15 protein-coding genes are annotated in these 16,953 nt (G+C 43.6%); 3 read left to right on the forward strand and 12 right to left on the reverse strand.

Annotated features, from left to right (window positions below):
* Positions 1 to 2: 2 nt before the first annotated feature.
* The 10 genes from AACX38_RS09615 to AACX38_RS09660 form a co-directional block, all read right to left on the reverse strand.
* Positions 3 to 1,730, reverse strand: a complete 1,728-nt coding sequence (locus AACX38_RS09615) for a glycosyltransferase family 2 protein (RefSeq protein WP_228862938.1) — start codon at positions 1,728 to 1,730, stop codon at positions 3 to 5.
* Entirely contained in the window at positions 1,721 to 2,080 is a 360-nt protein-coding gene (locus AACX38_RS09620) for an ApeI family dehydratase (protein ID WP_228862939.1), read from the reverse strand. Before AACX38_RS09620 ends, AACX38_RS09615 begins: the two co-directional genes overlap by 10 nt.
* The gene (locus AACX38_RS09625; RefSeq protein ID WP_228862940.1) at positions 2,067 to 3,434 is read right to left on the reverse strand and encodes an AMP-binding protein; all 1,368 of its coding nucleotides are present in this window, start codon (positions 3,432 to 3,434) and stop codon (positions 2,067 to 2,069) included. The genes AACX38_RS09620 and AACX38_RS09625 overlap by 14 nt, the downstream gene beginning before the upstream one ends.
* Positions 3,431 to 4,039, reverse strand: coding sequence for a COG4648 family protein (locus AACX38_RS09630; protein ID WP_228862941.1), 609 nt, complete (start codon positions 4,037 to 4,039; stop codon positions 3,431 to 3,433). Before AACX38_RS09630 ends, AACX38_RS09625 begins: the two co-directional genes overlap by 4 nt.
* 71 nt (positions 4,040 to 4,110) lie before the next feature.
* Complete coding sequence (locus tag AACX38_RS09635; protein WP_099122344.1) at positions 4,111 to 4,359, reverse strand: acyl carrier protein; 249 nt, start codon at positions 4,357 to 4,359, stop codon at positions 4,111 to 4,113.
* A 14-nt stretch (positions 4,360 to 4,373) separates the two neighbouring features.
* On the reverse strand, positions 4,374 to 4,643 hold the full coding sequence (locus AACX38_RS09640) for a phosphopantetheine-binding protein (RefSeq protein ID WP_228862942.1): 270 nt from the start codon (positions 4,641 to 4,643) through the stop codon (positions 4,374 to 4,376).
* A 30-nt stretch (positions 4,644 to 4,673) separates the two neighbouring features.
* Complete coding sequence (locus AACX38_RS09645; RefSeq protein WP_369800385.1) at positions 4,674 to 5,453, reverse strand: lysophospholipid acyltransferase family protein; 780 nt, start codon at positions 5,451 to 5,453, stop codon at positions 4,674 to 4,676.
* A gap of 16 nt (positions 5,454 to 5,469) precedes the next feature.
* Positions 5,470 to 6,198 carry a beta-ketoacyl synthase chain length factor gene (locus AACX38_RS09650; protein WP_228862943.1) on the reverse strand — a complete coding sequence of 243 codons (729 nt, stop codon included), beginning with the start codon at positions 6,196 to 6,198 and terminating at the stop codon, positions 5,470 to 5,472.
* 13 nt (positions 6,199 to 6,211) lie between these two features.
* Positions 6,212 to 7,285 carry a methyltransferase gene (locus AACX38_RS09655; RefSeq protein WP_228862944.1) on the reverse strand — a complete coding sequence of 358 codons (1,074 nt, stop codon included), beginning with the start codon at positions 7,283 to 7,285 and terminating at the stop codon, positions 6,212 to 6,214.
* Positions 7,286 to 7,385: 100 nt separating this feature from the next.
* Positions 7,386 to 7,778, reverse strand: coding sequence for a hypothetical protein (locus tag AACX38_RS09660; protein ID WP_339385670.1), 393 nt, complete (start codon positions 7,776 to 7,778; stop codon positions 7,386 to 7,388).
* Between the two features lie 579 nt (positions 7,779 to 8,357).
* On the opposite strand from AACX38_RS09660, the gene atzF reads away from it, so the two are divergent.
* From atzF to AACX38_RS09675, 3 genes are all read left to right on the forward strand, one after another.
* Positions 8,358 to 10,160: an allophanate hydrolase gene (atzF, locus tag AACX38_RS09665; protein WP_228862946.1), complete on the forward strand. Its 1,803-nt coding sequence runs from the start codon at positions 8,358 to 8,360 to the stop codon at positions 10,158 to 10,160.
* Positions 10,153 to 13,800 carry an urea carboxylase gene (gene uca / locus AACX38_RS09670; protein ID WP_228862947.1) on the forward strand — a complete coding sequence of 1,216 codons (3,648 nt, stop codon included), beginning with the start codon at positions 10,153 to 10,155 and terminating at the stop codon, positions 13,798 to 13,800. Before atzF ends, uca begins: the two co-directional genes overlap by 8 nt.
* Before the next feature lie 278 nt (positions 13,801 to 14,078).
* Entirely contained in the window at positions 14,079 to 14,582 is a 504-nt protein-coding gene (locus tag AACX38_RS09675; RefSeq protein ID WP_228862948.1) for a hypothetical protein, read from the forward strand.
* 171 nt (positions 14,583 to 14,753) lie between these two features.
* Here AACX38_RS09675 and AACX38_RS09680 read toward each other — a convergent pair whose 3' ends face one another.
* Positions 14,754 to 15,548, reverse strand: a complete 795-nt coding sequence (locus AACX38_RS09680; RefSeq protein WP_228862949.1) for a class I SAM-dependent methyltransferase — start codon at positions 15,546 to 15,548, stop codon at positions 14,754 to 14,756.
* A gap of 384 nt (positions 15,549 to 15,932) precedes the next feature.
* Positions 15,933 to 16,622: a hypothetical protein gene (locus tag AACX38_RS09685; RefSeq protein WP_228862950.1), complete on the reverse strand. Its 690-nt coding sequence runs from the start codon at positions 16,620 to 16,622 to the stop codon at positions 15,933 to 15,935.
* Positions 16,623 to 16,953: the final 331 nt, after the last annotated feature.

Below are 16,953 nucleotides of genomic sequence, written 5' to 3' on the forward strand. Positions count from 1 at the left end.
CCTTACTCCTTGGCTTTATTTGTAGGTAATTGCCAAAAATCGAAAAAGTTAAACCAATCAAGCGGAGATAACAGAGCATAATGCTCGAGGCGAGAAGCATAGTGATCAACCGCCTGCTGTAATGCCTGCTCTCTCTGTTTACGGGGAAGTTCCAATGGATCGGCGAAAGGTTCACAATAAATTCTGAACCGATGATTTTGCTTAAGAGCAAACATCAGCAAAACCGGGCAGTGTAATACGGATGCCAGAATAAACGGCCCTTGGGGAAAAGGTGCTGAATCACCAAGAAACTGACTCCAGATGACTCTATGCGTGCTGATACGGGATGGATTAACGGCGATGCGATCACCGACAATGGCTACCCATTCCCCGGCATCAATTTTTTCTTTCAGCAGGATAGCGGTATCTGCGCCTACATCCGTCACTGGCAATAAATTAATGCCCGCTTGTGGCGAGACTTCTTCAATAATTTGCTTAAAACGCTGGGCATGTTCAGTAAACACCAGAGCATTAATTGTTCGCTGTCCTGCATGTTGAGCCAGTGCCCGGCAAACTTCAATATCACCCAGATGAGAAACCAATAACAGTTTTCCGTGTGAGTCACCACCTAAAAGAATGGCCTCCGCACCGTCGGCAAATTCGATATCTTTGCCCCATTTCAGATCACCGCGCCAGCTTGCTATTTTATCCAGCATGGCACCACCAAAGCGCAAATAATGACGGTAACTATTAAGTCCGGAAGGAATAGCAATATTTTTGCGCTGCATGGTCTGTTTCAGGCGATTAAGGTATTGCTGTGATGCCTGACGCTGTACTCCACCGGTTGCCCAGAAATAACCTACAACCGGATAAAGTAACCATTCAAATGGCTTGCGTCCGAGACGGCGGTAAACTGCCAGCATAAACTTCATGCCATACAAACCATTACGCTCTTTAATATCAGACCAATGACGTCGCTTATCCCACCAGCGGCTAAGTAAAGAGCGCTTACGCCATAATAAAGCAGGAAGGCGTGGCAACATGGCAAAAAACAGGCGAGTGTGCATCCACGAAATGCTGAGATTGTCGTGTAAAGCGTGAAAATGGGATAGCCCATTTTCGGGATAAGTTACTTTTGTCGGGACAAATTCACTTTCCGTACCCTGCCAGTACAGACGGACCATGATTTCAATATCAAAGTCCATCCTGCGGCCGATACTCTTTTTTGTCAGTAAATTGAGAGTGGGAGCCAGTGGATAAACCCGAAAGCCGCACATGCTGTCTTTAATGGAAAGAGAAAGCGTTTCTACCCAGACCCAGAAATGCGTTATATAACGCCCGTAAAGCCGGGATTTGGGCACAGAGGCGTCATACTGCGGCAGGCCGGAAATCAGACGTTCCGGATATTGCTGAGCTTTGGATAAAAAAAGCGGAATATCTTCAAGGCAGTGCTGACCATCTGCATCAACCTGTAAAGCGTGACTATAGCCAGCGTTTACTGCTGCTCGCATTCCAGCCATTACTGCCCCACCTTTTCCCTGATTTTGTTCAAGGCGGATCAGGGAAACATCGGGGGTTACTGTGGCCAGATTTTCGAGGCAATGCTGTGTCGCTATGTCGCTGCCATCATCAACGATAAAGCAGTGAAGCTGATAGTGCGATAACCGTTCCAAGACAGCGGACATCGTTGCCCCGTGGTTATAGCAGGGGATGACCACGCATGGCGTAATCGTGTTTACGCTCAGCGACATAATTTGATTTTCCCCTGACTTGCCGTTTTGCACTCGCCACTATCGGGGGATTCCACATCATACTGAAAAGTCAGCTGATGCTTAGTTTCTTCCCAATGAATTTTTAGGCGTAGGTTATCCTCGGGCTGTAAAGGTAACTGAAATTTTACCATCTCAACAGAAGAACAATGCCAGCCCGGAGCAAACAGAGCTTGAGCATAATGCATAACCCAATCGATCTGAGCGACACCGGGCAAAAGTGGCTGAACGGAAAAGTGCCCGTGAAACCAACTCAGGTCAGGATCTAAATACAGGCGAATAATGGCCTCGTTTGGAGCAGGTTGCTCAAGATGGGTTTCAATGGGTTTCATTAAATAGCTCCTGTAACTCAGGCCATGAGCGTTTACTTTGGGCATTCAGTGGAATAGCGGTGGTTACTCGCCAGTAGCGAGGTAGTGCAACAGGTTCCAGCCAGGAAATGAGCTGACGGCGCCAATTCTGAGAGCATTTCCCGCTACCTTGTTGGAGGTAGTGCTGAAATGCGTCATCATCTAAAACAAGGACAGCCCCGATATAGTTGCGTTTTCCTCGATTGATGATCAGTGCTGCGGCATCGATAACCCCATCAATTGCACATAAACGACGTTCAATTTCAGACAGAGAAATACGTTTTTCTTCGATCTTAACTAAGCGATCACGACGCCCCTGAAGTGAGAAGTTCCCCTTTTCATCAAATAGCAGTCGATCATCCAGAACCATTCCATCTGTAGTAGAAAGCAGGGGGGAGTAAACGCGTAAGTTATTTTCCTTATCCTGCCGGAAAGAGACGTCAGCGAATGTCTTCCAGACTGAATGGTCTTCCCGGCGAGCTCGCCAGGCTATAATGCCTGTTTCGGTACTGCCATAAATTTCATTTGGGATGGTCTTGAGCCATTCTGTAGCGCGTTTGGCATCTGCAAAATTTAATGGCCCTCCGGCTGAAACCACGAAAGAGCAGTTTGGGGCAGGAAGAGAATCATCTAATCGTTGGAGAAATGCCGGGCTGCTGATCAGTGCGTAACGTGTCAAAGAGGCCTGTGGACACTGAGTTAATTGTTCCGGAAACTCCACCATTTTACGCTCAAATGGCAAAGCAAGAGACATCGGCAGCCAGATTCGAAAAGTTAAGCCATACAAATGCTGGTGGCTGACTGATGCACGGATAACACAAGATTGCAGTCTATCCTGCCATAAAGAAGCCAGCCACTGGGTTTCGAGATCCATCACCGCGACAGGTTTGATGACCTGTTTAGGTACACCGCTGGAGCCAGAGGTGAACAGAACCAGAACAGCATCAGGGGATATGTCTGGCAGTGTTGTTTCAGAGGTAATGTTGTCTTGTTGAGATGAAAAGATCTGCCAGCATGGACAAGATAATTTTAGGGGCAGATCGGTCAGAACCCCATCAAAGCTGGATTGTTGTTCCTGTAACTGTGCTTCACGGCAGTGTCCCGGAATGACCGGCGTTTTTCCGGCATGCAGAGTAGCTAACAAGGCAACACAGAAATGATAACTATCATCAAAGCATAATGCCCAGTGAGAGGCGGTATGGTTTCTCAGGCGATGACAGAGTACCGTGACATCCTGCCGGAGTGTACTCAGTCTGATACAGTGATTGCCCCAGGTAATGACCCTGTCAGAGGCATTACCCGCTGATAACCATTGGGATACAGGGGAGGTTTTCATCTCTTTTTCACACGTTGGCGTACCAGCCATTCAATAACGATAAGCAGCCCGATTAACAGGTAACTGATCATTCCATTCCATAGTGTCCACAGTGTCATATCGTTATATAGGCAAGTACCGAGAGCAACTGTGCCATTTAAAATAAAAAATAGGCACCAGATGTAAGTCACTCTGCGTGTATAGGCAATCCCCTCAGGCGGTAAATCCGGCTCTTTGAGTCGGGCCAGCCTTTCTACAATAGGAGGCCCGTAGTACAGCGAACAGCCAAAAAGGGTAAATAAAACGATATTAACGACGACTGGGTAGTACATCAAAAGTTGGTGGTCACGCAGGATAAAACTTGCCAAACCCAGTAAAATTCCGGCAATTGACAGTATCCACCCCGTATCCCAATTTATGTTTTGCGGCTTATCCGTTTTTTTTCTGCCGATTGTTTTACGACTTATTTTTGTACGGCTTAGCAATAAGCGCAAAACAAAAAACAGGATGATAACGGGCAATACGACATTAAATTGCCCATAGCTGACCATCGCCCATGCCAAAAATGGCCAAGCGATTAACATTACGGTATTGGCAATACGAAACAATAAAATCAACGACTTCAATTAGCTACCCAGCGTGTTCCTGCTATATGTTTCAAAGCATTAATACTTCAAAGTGTTATGGCTGAGAGGAATTACTCTTCCTGCAACAGCTGCTCGACTGCATCCACCACATCCTGAACGGTGCGGACAGATTTGAATGCTTCGGGTTTAATTTTACGCCCTGTCTTTTTCTGCAAATGAACAACCATATCAACTGCATCAATGCTGTCGAGTTCCAGATCTTCATAGAGGCGTGAATCAGGCGTGATATCTTCGGGAGAAAGCTCAAACAGTTTGACCAAAAGTTGTGAAACTTCCTGATAAATTTGTTGTTTTTCCATGAGTTCCTCTGCTGTTATCCCTGTTGTGACTGGATATAAGATGCCAATGTGGCAACAGAAGAAAAGTGCTGACGCATATCTTCACTTTCGGCGGATAGCACAATGCCATAGCGGGTTTTAATCGCCAGACCTAACTCCAGCGCATCAATGGAATCTAACCCCAGCCCATCACCGAACAGAGGTGCTTCGGTTTCAATATCAGCAGGAGTGATATCTTCCAGATTCAGGGTATCTATAATTAGTTGTTTTATTTCGATCTGTAAGTTTTGGTTTAGTTCTTGCATGTTTGATTCTTGCATTATTGTATCCAACATCTAGTAATTTGATGGTGTTAATAACTGTGTAAGTTGGCGATTGAGCTGGCGGGCAGCAATAGCGTATCCGCTCTCTGTATCGGCAGAAAAATCCTCATTGGCGAGTTGCTCACCAACGGTAATGGTATAAATCGGTTTTTTGGGCGGGATTTGATACCACTTACTTTTTTTATCCAGCATCTTTTGGCTGCATGTAATGTGTACAATCCGGACATCACATTCACAGCGGACCGCAATATTGGCAGCACCGCGCTGGAGTGAAATAGGATGACCGGGCGTTGTACGCGTTCCTTCCGGAAAAATCAAGATATTGCCACCGGTAGTCAGCCTTTCGCGGCAGGCAGGCAGCAAGGTTTCGGCATCACTGTTGATGAGATAGCGAGCAGAGCGAACCACACCACTGAGAAAAGGGTTACGTAGCAGTGCCGATTTGACGATGCAATCCACATCCGGCAGATTCGATGCCAAGATGACGTAATCCAACAAAGTAGGGTGATTGGCGACGATCAGACAGCCTTTATCTGTACGCAGTTTATCTGCACCATTAAAGTGATAATCCAATACTCCCAGTTTTCTGGTCAAAAATAGGAACAGGCGAAAACAGGTTGAGATACTACGCCGTGCGATACGGAGCCGTTTCTCAGCATTTCGCTGAAAAATCAATAGTAAATTAAACCAGATCAAAGAAAGTAATAACCCACCAATACCAAACAGAGCAAAACAGAACCCTGTCATCAGCAGACGCCAGAGCCAGTTAGCCCGTTCAGTGATGCGGCCTATTATCTTTTCTTCCATGCTATTTGCTCCCGTTGCTCCAGTGCCATGCACAATGATCTCCAGCTACGGTAAAGAGCTGTTTTCCGTTTAACCAGCCGTGTAGAAACTGAAGGCTCTGGGGAAGGGAAGGCTCTGTCTCCGGTGATGGGTGCTTTTCACAATGTAAGTTCTTTCCTTGCTCAAAAAGCAACGCAACTGCGAATGGAAAGGTGGGTGTATTTTCATCTATCTCATTGTGGTAGAAATCAGGGATCTTGCCGTCAAAATCGACAAGTAACACTTTGTTGTAACCAGCATGATGCAGAGTCGCAACTTCAAATAACCCCTGCTGAAAACTGTCAATTCCGGCAGAAACTGAAGAAGAAACCAGCGGTGCCTTGGCAACAATAGTGAGATTCCCCACAGACGAATTATGAACTGACATGGCGAAGTTAGTCGGGGAAACAGGTTCTGTTTGTGCCAGATTCATCAGTATCTGATAATTGCGCTCCAGTTCACCATGACGGCTGGTATAGACAATGGCATCCACTTTATTCCGGCGTAAAATGCTTAAACCACAATCTACAGCTAAGCGGCTGCCCGAATTGAGACGACGGGCTGTCATCATCGGGAGCTGAGAGCATTTTGCCAGAGGGTGTGAGCCATCTATGGCAGCAGGTGAAATGGCAGACCATTTTTCCCATTCTTCAGGAACAGAAAGGCCCGGAGCTACGGCTTGCCAATCTGTAATATCCAATGTCAATTTCATGAAATACCGTCAATTATTTTTTCTTGCAAACCAGCAGCGTATGCCCAAGCCCTAACTGATCAATTTTGTTTTCTACTACAAATCCGGCTTTATCGAGGAATTGATTAAAGTTGTCCATACTATAAAAACGGCTATTGCCATTTGCCATGCAGGTAAAATAAAGCGAAGTTGCATTGAGGCTATAAGCAGCCGCTTCAAATGGTTGACAGTCCCAAAATAATTCCATGATGCATACTCTGGCATCTGGTTTCATTGATGCAGAGATCTTACGCAAAATATCAACAATCTGTGTTTCGGAAAAACAGTCGAGGAACTGACTCATCCACCAAATATCGGCATCTTTAGGTAATTCACAATCCGACAACATATCAACAGGGTGGCCTGAAATACGTTCAGCCATTCCCTGACTGAGGATGTTTTTTTCAGCCAGTTCAATTTGCTGGGGTAAATCCAGAATAGTGACGCTGACTTTACTGTCATATTGGCAGCAGCGCAATGCCCATTTTCCTGTATTTCCACCAACGTCATAAATCAATTTGGGGCTCAGAGAAAAAATGGCTTTTAATGCTGCATTGAAAGCAGAATCAGAGTAAAAATGGTCAAATGAAAACCAGCTTGTTTTGGCTGGTTCTGGTAGTTGGCTGAGAGCTGGGTAAATTGTTGGCCATTCACCAAATACTTTTAAACCAGCAGGCTTATTTTCTTGCAGCGATTCTTTCAGATGAAATAAGCCCTGATAACATACGTCCTGAGTAAAATCCATATTGACGCGAGTCATTTTGTCATGCAACAAATAATGACCAATTTTACTGAGGAAATACCGATCATCGCGCTTAAGAATAATCCTGCCACTTAACCCCATATCCAATAAAACACCTACTCCATAGCTGTCTGATTTTGAACCACTACAGATTTCATCTTTTGTTGCTCCCTCTTTATGGTGTTTATCCAGAAAAGATAAGATACCAAAATCACGCAGGCAAATTGCCGTCTGAAATAGCATTGGTGCAAAAGCAATGCGCTGAGCTTCAGTAATTGCTTCAAACGCACTTAAATCATCTTTGTCGTAATTATGGGGAGTGGTCATATATCCGTATATCCAATGGAATAGTTAAACCCTAATAAAATTAGGGTTAATAGAGTGATAGGGTTACGTTCGCGTGAAATACGCCTGTAACATTAAGATATTATTGGTTGGCCATAGAGGCTAAACGCATTTGAATATCATTATTCAATATATTGGTCCACATATTATATTTACGGTGGATCTTTCCGTTTCTAGCCTTTAATCCTTTGCTGCTGACATAGTGAATAGCATAGTTTTTGTTCGTATAGGTAATACGTATCTTAACTTCGTGTTTGCGAGTATTCAGTGAACCATCGATAATGCCCGGAGAAACTTCATTCATTATCCATTTACGTTTTTGCCCTGCCTCAAGGATCGCTTTTTTCACTGTAGGCAGTGAATTTTTTGTTACGATTGTTGTTTGTTGAGCATTTATTGGGGTTGTGCGGGCACAGCCGGCAAGCATAACGACACAGGCCAGACTAATTAATATCTTGGATGTTGTTTTCATCATTTTTCTCTTTTTGGGTCGGGATGGATCACAAGCAATATGTCTATTTTCGGCGCTATATTAAATAAATAATGATGATATCGCCACACTTACTGTCTACCCTTAACGGAGCACCTATTTATTGAACATTAATTGACTCGTCGTTATTGCTATCATTTATAGATAGTTCGTTATAAAAGTTTGTTTGAAAAATAAAATTGTTTATATCTGTCTATAAGTTTGTAGTTTGACAGGTTAAGTAAAATATAAAAAATATACTGATATTTTAATAAAAAATTGGACGCAATTTATTCTATTTCTAATAATGATCATTCATATTAATTCTCTATTTTTATTCAGGTAATTTATTCACCAGATGAATAATAATCACCATATTTACTCTTATTATTGCCACTCATTTTCTTATCGTTAATCGACTAAGTTAAAAACAAGCACCATTATTGTTCAACTTATGAACCATAATGGTGCAAACCATTATCCCTGATATTTTCCCCAACCTTAATCAATTGAAAAAAAGCATATTACTATCTTGGCATGCGTATTGCTGTGTAAACCCCATTATATCCACTGGAGTATCACAGCATGACAACAATGACTGGCTATACCTTAAAATACTGGCATGAGCGGATACGACACGATGTGGAGTCCGTTTTTGCTTTACTGCAACAGCATCTAGATTCCTTTTTACCTGATGATAATGCCTGGATTTATCTTGCAACGCCGGAACAGTTACAGGCTCAGATTGGTTTACTTTTACCGGCTTATCAGCGTAATCCCGACGCATTTCCTTTGTTCGGTATTCCTTTTGCAGTTAAGGATAATATCGATGTTGCTGACTGGCCGACAACCGCGGCCTGCCCAGCATTTGAATATATCGCAGATGAAGATGCGACAGCGGTTGCCAGACTAAAAGCGGCGGGAGCTATCGTCGTTGGAAAAACGAATATGGATCAGTTTGCTACCGGATTAGTCGGCACTCGTTCACCTTATGGCGTCGTTAAAAACAGTTTTAATGATCGCTATATTAGCGGCGGCTCCAGCTCTGGCTCTGCTTCTGTCGTTGCCAGAGGATTAGTGCCATTTGCACTTGGGACGGATACCGCAGGTTCCGGACGGGTGCCTGCTGGCTTCAATAATATTGTGGGTTTGAAACCAACAAAAGGCTGGTTTTCCGCCAAAGGTGTTGTTCCTGCCTGTCGACTCAACGATACCTTATCTGTTTTTGCCCTGACGGTTGAAGATGCTTTTAGTGTTGCGGATATTGTCGGAGGATTCGACGAAAATTATGCTTATTCCAGCATAAATCCGGCGTCTACACCTGCAACATTGCCGGATCACCCTCTATTTGCTATTCCTGCCAATCCTGTATTTTGTCATGACACGATTGCCGAATCCGCATGGCAGGAGGCTCTGCTCGAGTTGCAAAATATGGGGGCAACTCTTCAGCCAATTGATTTCTTGGTATTCAACCAACTGGGTGAACAACTTTATCAGGGAGCATGGGTTGCTGAGCGCACCACTGTTGTGAATGGCATGCTCAGTTTTCCTGCAATGATGGATCCAGAAGTGCGCCAGATTATTGACGGTGGTAAAAATTATAGTGCCGTCGATGCGTTTAATTCCGAATATCTGCGGGCAGAACTGGCGAGGAAGATCCAGCACATATTAGCCGGCTTTGATGCTCTTATTGTTCCCACTACACCGACAATCAGAACGATTGAAGAAATTAAAAGGACGCCGATTCACTATAATTCTGAACTTGGCATTTATACCAATTTCACCAACCTTGCCAATCTTTCCGCACTTGCTTTGCCTGCACCGTTCCGAACTGACGGATTACCCGCAGGTATTACCTTACTTGCACCAGCCTGGCACGACCGTGCACTCGCATCATTTGGTCTACGCTGGCAGCAGCACCTCGCATTACCACTTGGTGCTACCGGCCAATTACTTGATGGGGAAGCGATGGTGTTACCACCATCCGGGCAGCATATTCGTTTAGCGGTTGTCGGAGCTCATCTTCGGGGCATGCCTCTGAACGACCAATTAACCGAACGTAACGCCGTATTTGTTGAGACGACACAGACCGCGAGCTGTTACCGACTTTACGAACTAGCCAACACTCAGCCCCCCAAGCCCGGATTAGTGAGGGATGACACAGGTGCATCCATCAGTATTGAGCTTTGGGATATTCCACTGACCTATTTTGGTGCATTCGTTGCTGAAATTCCGCCACCATTAGGCATCGGTTCACTGGAGTTAGCCGATGGTCGCTGGGTGAAAGGTTTTATCTGCGAACCGGTTGCACTGAAAGGTGCAACGGATATTACAGAGTTCGGTGGCTGGCGTAATTGGGTTATCAATCAGGAGAAAGACAATGTTTAAAACTGTATTGATTGCTAACCGCGGAGAAATTGCCTGCCGTGCTATCCGTACTCTGAAACGGCTCGGAATTGTCAGTGTGGCTGTGTATTCAGACGCAGATAAAAATTCACAACATGTTAAAGATGCTGATATCGCATTACCGATAAACGGGGAAAAAGCCAGTGAGAGTTACCTGTGTATCGATAAAATCATAAACGCAGCACAACAGAGCCATGCAGAGGCCATCTGGCCGGGATATGGATTTTTGTCTGAATGCCTACCGTTTGCACAAGCGTGTGAAAAAGCGGGTATTGTCTTTGTTGGCCCGACATCACACCAGATTGGTGAATTTGGCTTGAAACACCGAGCGAGAGAACTGGCCGCAGAAGCAGGTGTACCGATGACACCGGGAACAGGGTTGCTCAATTCACTGGATGAAGCACTCAGTGCCGCTGAAACTATCGGTTATCCGGTTATGCTGAAAAGTACTGCCGGTGGTGGTGGGATCGGCCTTAGCTGTTGTTATGACGCAAATGCACTGAGTGAGGCATGGGAGAGTGTGCGCCATCTTGGTGAACAGTTTTTCAGTGATACCGGTGTTTTTCTGGAGCGATGTATCAGGCAGGCCCGCCATCTTGAAGTGCAGATTTTCGGTGACGGTAAAGGGAATGTTGTGGCGCTGGGAGAGCGTGATTGCTCTTTGCAGCGCCGGAATCAAAAAGTCGTAGAAGAAGCTCCGGCGCCTAATTTGCCGGAACAGACCCGATCGGCGTTGCTGGATTCCGCAGTACAATTGGGTCGGTTGGTGAATTATCGCAGCGCAGGTACGGTAGAGTACATTTACGATGTCGAGCAGGATGAGTTTTACTTTCTTGAAGTTAATACCCGTCTGCAAGTCGAACACCCCGTGACGGAATGCGTGACCGGGCTTGATTTAGTGGAATATATGCTGCGGGTTGCGGCTGGGCTACCCATTGACTGGGCGGATTTAAAGCGGACACCGGTCGGAGCAGCAATTGAAGTGCGCCTGTATGCAGAAAACCCACTGAAAAACTTTCAGCCCGCTCCGGGAGTTCTGACAGCAGTTAAATTCCCTGAAGGTATACGTGTCGATAGTGGTGTGCGCACGGGAAGTGAGGTTTCTGCATTTTATGATCCGATGATCGCTAAAATGATTGTTCATGCAGAAAATCGAGAAAAAGCGCTGATCAAACTGCGTGAAGCGCTGGATTCCTGCCAATTACACGGCATTACAACTAATCTGGAATATCTGCGTCAAATTACAGCCAGTGAGCCATTCCAACAAGGACAAGCCTGGACCCGAATGCTTGATAGTTTTGAACCTCAGGCAAATGCTATTGAGGTTCTGAAAGCGGGAACATGGAGCAGTGTTCAGGATTATCCCGGTCGGTCGGGGTATTGGGATATCGGTGTTCCACCATCCGGCCCGATGGATGACTTGGCTTTTCGGATAGCGAACCGGATTGTCGGTAATCATGAATCGGCTGCCGGACTGGAGTTTACGCTGGAGGGGCCAACCTTACAGTTTCATTGTGACGCACTGATTGCGCTGACCGGTGCAGAGAGTACCGCATTATTAGACGGAACAAGCGTACCTTATTGGCAACCACTGGATATCAAAGCGGGGCAAATACTTGAGATAGGGCGGGCACAATCCGGCTGCCGTACATACCTTGCGGTCAGAAATGGCATTGATGTTCCCTGTTACCTTGGAAGCCGTTCTACCTTTGCACTCGGTCAATTTGGCGGACATGCTGGCCGTATCTTAAAAATTGCCGATATGCTTCCCATCTCACAGCCAGCCTTACCCGCCTGTACAACTCCCGCACCAATCAGCCTACCGCAGGCACCGGAACCTGCCGCGATCCCCGTTTATGGTGATATATGGGATATTGGCGTACTTTATGGGCCGCATGGTGCGCCTGATTTTTTCGCTCAGGATTATATAGATGAATTTTTCTCTGCCGAATGGCAGGTGCATTACAATTCAAACCGTCTGGGTGTACGGTTGATAGGCCCAAAACCTGTCTGGGCACGCCCTGATGGTGGTGAAGCAGGTTTACATCCTTCAAATATTCATGACTGTGAATACGCCATTGGTTCTATCAATTTTACCGGCGATTTTCCTGTCATTCTTACTCGTGACGGGCCTAGCCTTGGTGGTTTTGTTTGCCCTGTTACCATTGCCAAAGCTGAATTGTGGAAAGTCGGTCAGGTTAAGCCGGGAGATCGTATCCGTTTCCATCCCATCAGTATGGAAGAAGCGGTTACTCTGGAAGAACAGCAAAATTGTATTATTGCCACATTGAGATCAACGTCGGAAGCACCATTAAAACTAGAGCGAACATTACAGATAGCAAAAGAAGAATATTCTGGTGCCGTGCTGGCTGAGCTTTCCGCCACTCATTCTGCTCCCGCGGTTGTTTATCGTCAGGCGGGAGATAACTATATTCTGATCGAATATGGTGAAAATATTCTGGATTTGGCGCTGCGCCTGCGGGTACATCTGTTGATGGAAAAACTACATGTTTTAGCTGAACCGGGAATTAAAGAAATAGCTCCGGGTGTATGTTCTTTGCAAATCCGCTATGACAACCGGCAAATCGAACAGCAGAAACTCATCGCTTTGTTGCTCTCTTTGGAGAAACAGCTTGGCAATGTCAGCTCCATGAAAGTGCCATCTCGCATTATCCATCTGCCGATGGCATTTGAAGACAGCGCAACACTGGGAGCCGTGGACCGTTATCAGAGCACGGTAAGATCCAGTGCTCCGTGGTTACCGAATAACGTCGATTTTATTCAGCGTATTAACGGGCTGGCTGATCGTGAAGCCGTGCGCCGTATCCTATTTGATGCCAGTTATCTGATCCTCGGGTTGGGAGACGTGTATCTGGGTGCTCCGTGCGCTGTTCCAATTGACCCTCGCCATCGCCTGTTAAGCTCAAAATACAATCCGGCACGTACTTTTACCGCAGAAGGGACTGTCGGTATTGGCGGTACTTATATGTGTGTCTATGGCATGGATTCTCCCGGCGGTTATCAGCTGGTGGGACGAACCCTACCGATTTGGAACAAATTTCTGAAAAATGAACAGTTCGAGGAAGATAAGCCGTGGCTGTTGCGATTTTTTGATCAAATCCGTTTTTATCCTGTTACTGAAGCAGAGTTAGAACAGTTACGGGAAGATTTTCAGGAGGGGCGTACTGCTATCCATATTGAAAATACGCAGTTTGATTTTGCCGAACATCTGCGCTTTCTGAAAGAAAATGCCGAAGATATTGCCTATTTCAAACTAAGACAGGCAGTGGCTTTTGAAACCGAGGTCATGCGCTGGCAACAGGAACAGCCGGAAGAAGAGTGTTTTGTTCAGGATGAAGAGGAACGGCCACAAGAAGAAGCGGATCTTAATGAGCATGGTTTGCAGATTAGTGCGGATATGAGCGGGAATATCTGGAAAGTACTGGTCAAATCAGGCGATGACGTGGAAGAAGGGCAGCCGCTGATTATTGTCGAGGCCATGAAGATGGAACTGGCGATTCATGCGCCACAGGCGGGCCGGGTTACAAAGATTAGCTGTCAGCCGGGTAGTGCCATTAGCCCCGGAGATGCATTGTTGTGGTTGGGAGCGGGAGATAGCTGATGTATCAGTGATATCACATAGCTGTAATAAATAATAATACCCTCGTCTGAGGGTAAAATACGCTCTAGTTAGCCAATAAAAGAAATGCAGATGGGTATGAGAATATTACCTCTTCACACCTACTATTAAAAATATGACTTCACGAAACTTTATTGTCATTGATAATAAAAAAATATGAAATTTGAGTTGTAACTGAATGAAAAATAGATAGAGTTACATTCTAGAACGGACGATTTTTCCATTCACCTCAAATTTTAGTAAAAAAACATAGGATACTTATGCGTAAAAAACATTTAGCCTACTATATTATTAGTGGTTTTTTTGCACTATTTACGGCTATATCAAATATTCATCTTGCTTATGTTGTTTTTCCCTCCGTTAATTTCGGTTTGTTCGGAAAAATATACCTTTTCAAAAAAATATTAATTATTGCTCTCGCTTTATATGTGATCATCCTTAACGAAATAGCGAGAAGAAAAAAAAGATGGGATTTTTGCTTCGACTTGATTAAAGGCCGAAAAGATATAGCGATAGAAAAAATAGATCTATTTATCATCTTTTCAGTCTCTTTGGCTTTTATGTATTTTTCTTTCTTTATTTTAAATTCTTTTTCTTTATTACTAATGATCTACACTAACTTTAGGTTTGAATACACTTCCTATTTTAGTATGTACATAATATCTTGCTTAATTGATTTACTCATCATTATTGTACCTATGATACCGTTATTTAGAGTAATGAAAATATATAGAAAACAAGAAAAACAAAATCATTTGGTATGAGTATAGCTTTTTGCTGGCATTTGATGTCAGCAAAAAAATGGGTCATATTTCTAATTTATGATTAAAAACATAATGACAATTACCTTGAAACTGATTGATCTACCTATTGAATTTTCTTAGCCAAAGGCCCACCTCTGGTGAGAGGCTGAAACCTTGTATTTTGAAAAATGGTCACGCATGTAATGTGTTGATGTTTTTCCTTCCCCAGACAGCAATATTAGCCGCTCCAAATGCCCAAAAATCTGGCGAGTTGAGTAGCTGCAAACCCTGCTCAAACCTGTCCAAAGATAATGATGAACCTGTCAGCATTTTTTCACGTATTTGCTTCGCAGTTAATTCAACGAATTTAGCTGCCGCTCCTCCACCTTGTATGACAGGAAGATCTCCTTCCCCTCCAACTTGCGTCAGTTCCGTTGTAGCAATAACTTCTGGTAGGTTACGCATACAAAAGCCATCTCGTCCAGATGATGTGGCCATTGAATTGGCTAAAGCTGTCATAAATTCACGATATACAACAGATGGCGATGTATTTATGGGGAAAAAATCAATGTCTTCTAATAATAATATTCCAGATGGGCGAAGTGCATTAATCATCCGTTGGATCACATATTCCAGATTTGAGGGTAAATGATAAAGAACCCAACGAGCGTGGATAAAATCAAATGATGAGTCCGGCAGTTCCGATTTGAGAATATCATGCTCCCATACTTCAAGATTTGGGAGCTCGATATGATTAAGTAATGTTGTGTTAATATCCGTTGCTACTACACTGCCGCTAGCTCCAACATGCCGACACAACCATTTAGCGATTGAACCATTTCCAGCACCTATTTCCAGACAACGAGAGCCTTGTCCAAGGTTGAGCATTTTTATACGACGTTGCGTCATAGGGTCTAAGTGTTGTTCTAATAACGATAAACGATAGCTTGCCTGCCTATAAGAATTATCCAATGTATAACTTGACATAAATAACATCCAATATTGCGTGTGAGTACTATTTTAGCGAGCAATCTAATAAAAATAAATTAACTATTTCTAATGGTAATAATATAATTTGGTGAGCCTTGATATTTTTTGATGCCTTGGATATGAGGTGTCTTGAGCAACCAGATTGGTAATATATACTCTATGGATTTCAGCATAGGTTAGTGGGAAATTACGTGAGTATGCTGGCACTGAAATTTATTTTTGAGTGTATCTATTCAGGGAAGTAAAGCCGATCAGAAGTACAAATATCACCTGCAATCATTATTCGTAGAAAAGGTGAATAAATACGATTCGTTACAAATGCTGGCTTAATTGCAGGGTAATTAAGCCAGTTTCTTTCAATTATTATCAGTAATTTTTTCGTTAAATATGCAATCCATTTTTAATGCTCTCGGCAAGCATTCCTGGGTCTCCAATACCTCTAATATTCTTTATAAATGGAAGGTCTAGTTTATCTGCCAATTCATCAATATTGATACCATCTTCAATAGATTGCTCGAATGTCAATCTCGTTATCTGGTTCCATAAATTTCCTGCAAACCACGAGCAGTTTGTTATAGGAGTATATACCCCATTTTTCATATCTTCAGAGGTAAGTTGCATCAGTTTTGCCAACTGGTTACTTTCATCTATTAACTTAGGTATAATTTTCATTTCTATTAATCCAGGGTTTATCGCTTTGCTATCAACCTTTACACAGCGCTGAAGATGGAATTTTCTCCCTGGAGAATCATTGGTATATTCTGAGTTTTTTACGAATCCATATCCTGCATGAAAAGCATATGATGTATTATCCCCTTCTTTTGCACTATTGAAGTAAATAACCCATGCATGACCAAAGCCACCTCCGCCAAAGTCACTTCCCAATACTTTAAATACTTCTTTAATTATTGTGTCTTTCTCACTCCAAGGATATTTTTGTACTATAGCCATAGCTTTTTCTATTATTGGCTTCATATTCGTACGATCAGCCGTTCGATTAGTCCGAATACATATTTGTGGGTAGCCGACACTTTCATCTCCAAATGGTTGATACTTGTCTGCCTTGATCATAATTACCTCCTTGAGATTGATATATGATGAAAAATAATTTAAATAAATAGCACGGTGTATTGTCACCTAGATACTGAGTCTTCGTGTTATTAGAAGATTTCGTATTTTTGAATAGTGAACAATTCTTAAAAATTCAACTAAAAATAGACTATATTTTATTGCGTTTTTTATTGAAGCATATCCCATTCTTTTATTTGCAGTTAAAAATAGGCATTGCTCAATCGCAATACTTGTTCTGGTTGGTAATATTACTGACTTTATTTTTTATAATGAAATGACCACCACTGTATGACATATATTACAATCACCCCATAATGGATTGATAATATTC

Origin of the sequence: Xenorhabdus sp. PB30.3 (assembly GCF_963895965.1) — a bacterium.
In the GTDB taxonomy this organism is placed as follows: Bacteria; Pseudomonadota; Gammaproteobacteria; order Enterobacterales; family Enterobacteriaceae; genus Xenorhabdus; species Xenorhabdus stockiae.

Excerpts from the sequence above, each read along its gene's own strand:
- AACX38_RS09635 (WP_099122344.1), bottom strand. The coding sequence starts at position 4,359 with ATGGAAAAACAACAAATTTATCAGGAAGTTTCACAACTTTTGGTCAAA.
- AACX38_RS09680 (WP_228862949.1), bottom strand. The coding sequence starts at position 15,548 with ATGTCAAGTTATACATTGGATAATTCTTATAGGCAGGCAAGCTATCGT.
- uca (WP_228862947.1), top strand. The coding sequence starts at position 10,153 with ATGTTTAAAACTGTATTGATTGCTAACCGCGGAGAAATTGCCTGCCGT.
- atzF (WP_228862946.1), top strand. The coding sequence starts at position 8,358 with ATGACAACAATGACTGGCTATACCTTAAAATACTGGCATGAGCGGATA.
- AACX38_RS09655 (WP_228862944.1), bottom strand. The coding sequence starts at position 7,285 with ATGACCACTCCCCATAATTACGACAAAGATGATTTAAGTGCGTTTGAA.
- AACX38_RS09660 (WP_339385670.1), bottom strand. The coding sequence starts at position 7,778 with ATGATGAAAACAACATCCAAGATATTAATTAGTCTGGCCTGTGTCGTT.
- AACX38_RS09685 (WP_228862950.1), bottom strand. The coding sequence starts at position 16,622 with ATGATCAAGGCAGACAAGTATCAACCATTTGGAGATGAAAGTGTCGGC.
- AACX38_RS09675 (WP_228862948.1), top strand. The coding sequence starts at position 14,079 with ATGCGTAAAAAACATTTAGCCTACTATATTATTAGTGGTTTTTTTGCA.
- AACX38_RS09615 (WP_228862938.1), bottom strand. The coding sequence starts at position 1,730 with ATGTCGCTGAGCGTAAACACGATTACGCCATGCGTGGTCATCCCCTGC.
- AACX38_RS09625 (WP_228862940.1), bottom strand. The coding sequence starts at position 3,434 with ATGAAAACCTCCCCTGTATCCCAATGGTTATCAGCGGGTAATGCCTCT.
- AACX38_RS09640 (WP_228862942.1), bottom strand. The coding sequence starts at position 4,643 with ATGCAAGAACTAAACCAAAACTTACAGATCGAAATAAAACAACTAATT.
- AACX38_RS09620 (WP_228862939.1), bottom strand. The coding sequence starts at position 2,080 with ATGAAACCCATTGAAACCCATCTTGAGCAACCTGCTCCAAACGAGGCC.
- AACX38_RS09650 (WP_228862943.1), bottom strand. The coding sequence starts at position 6,198 with ATGAAATTGACATTGGATATTACAGATTGGCAAGCCGTAGCTCCGGGC.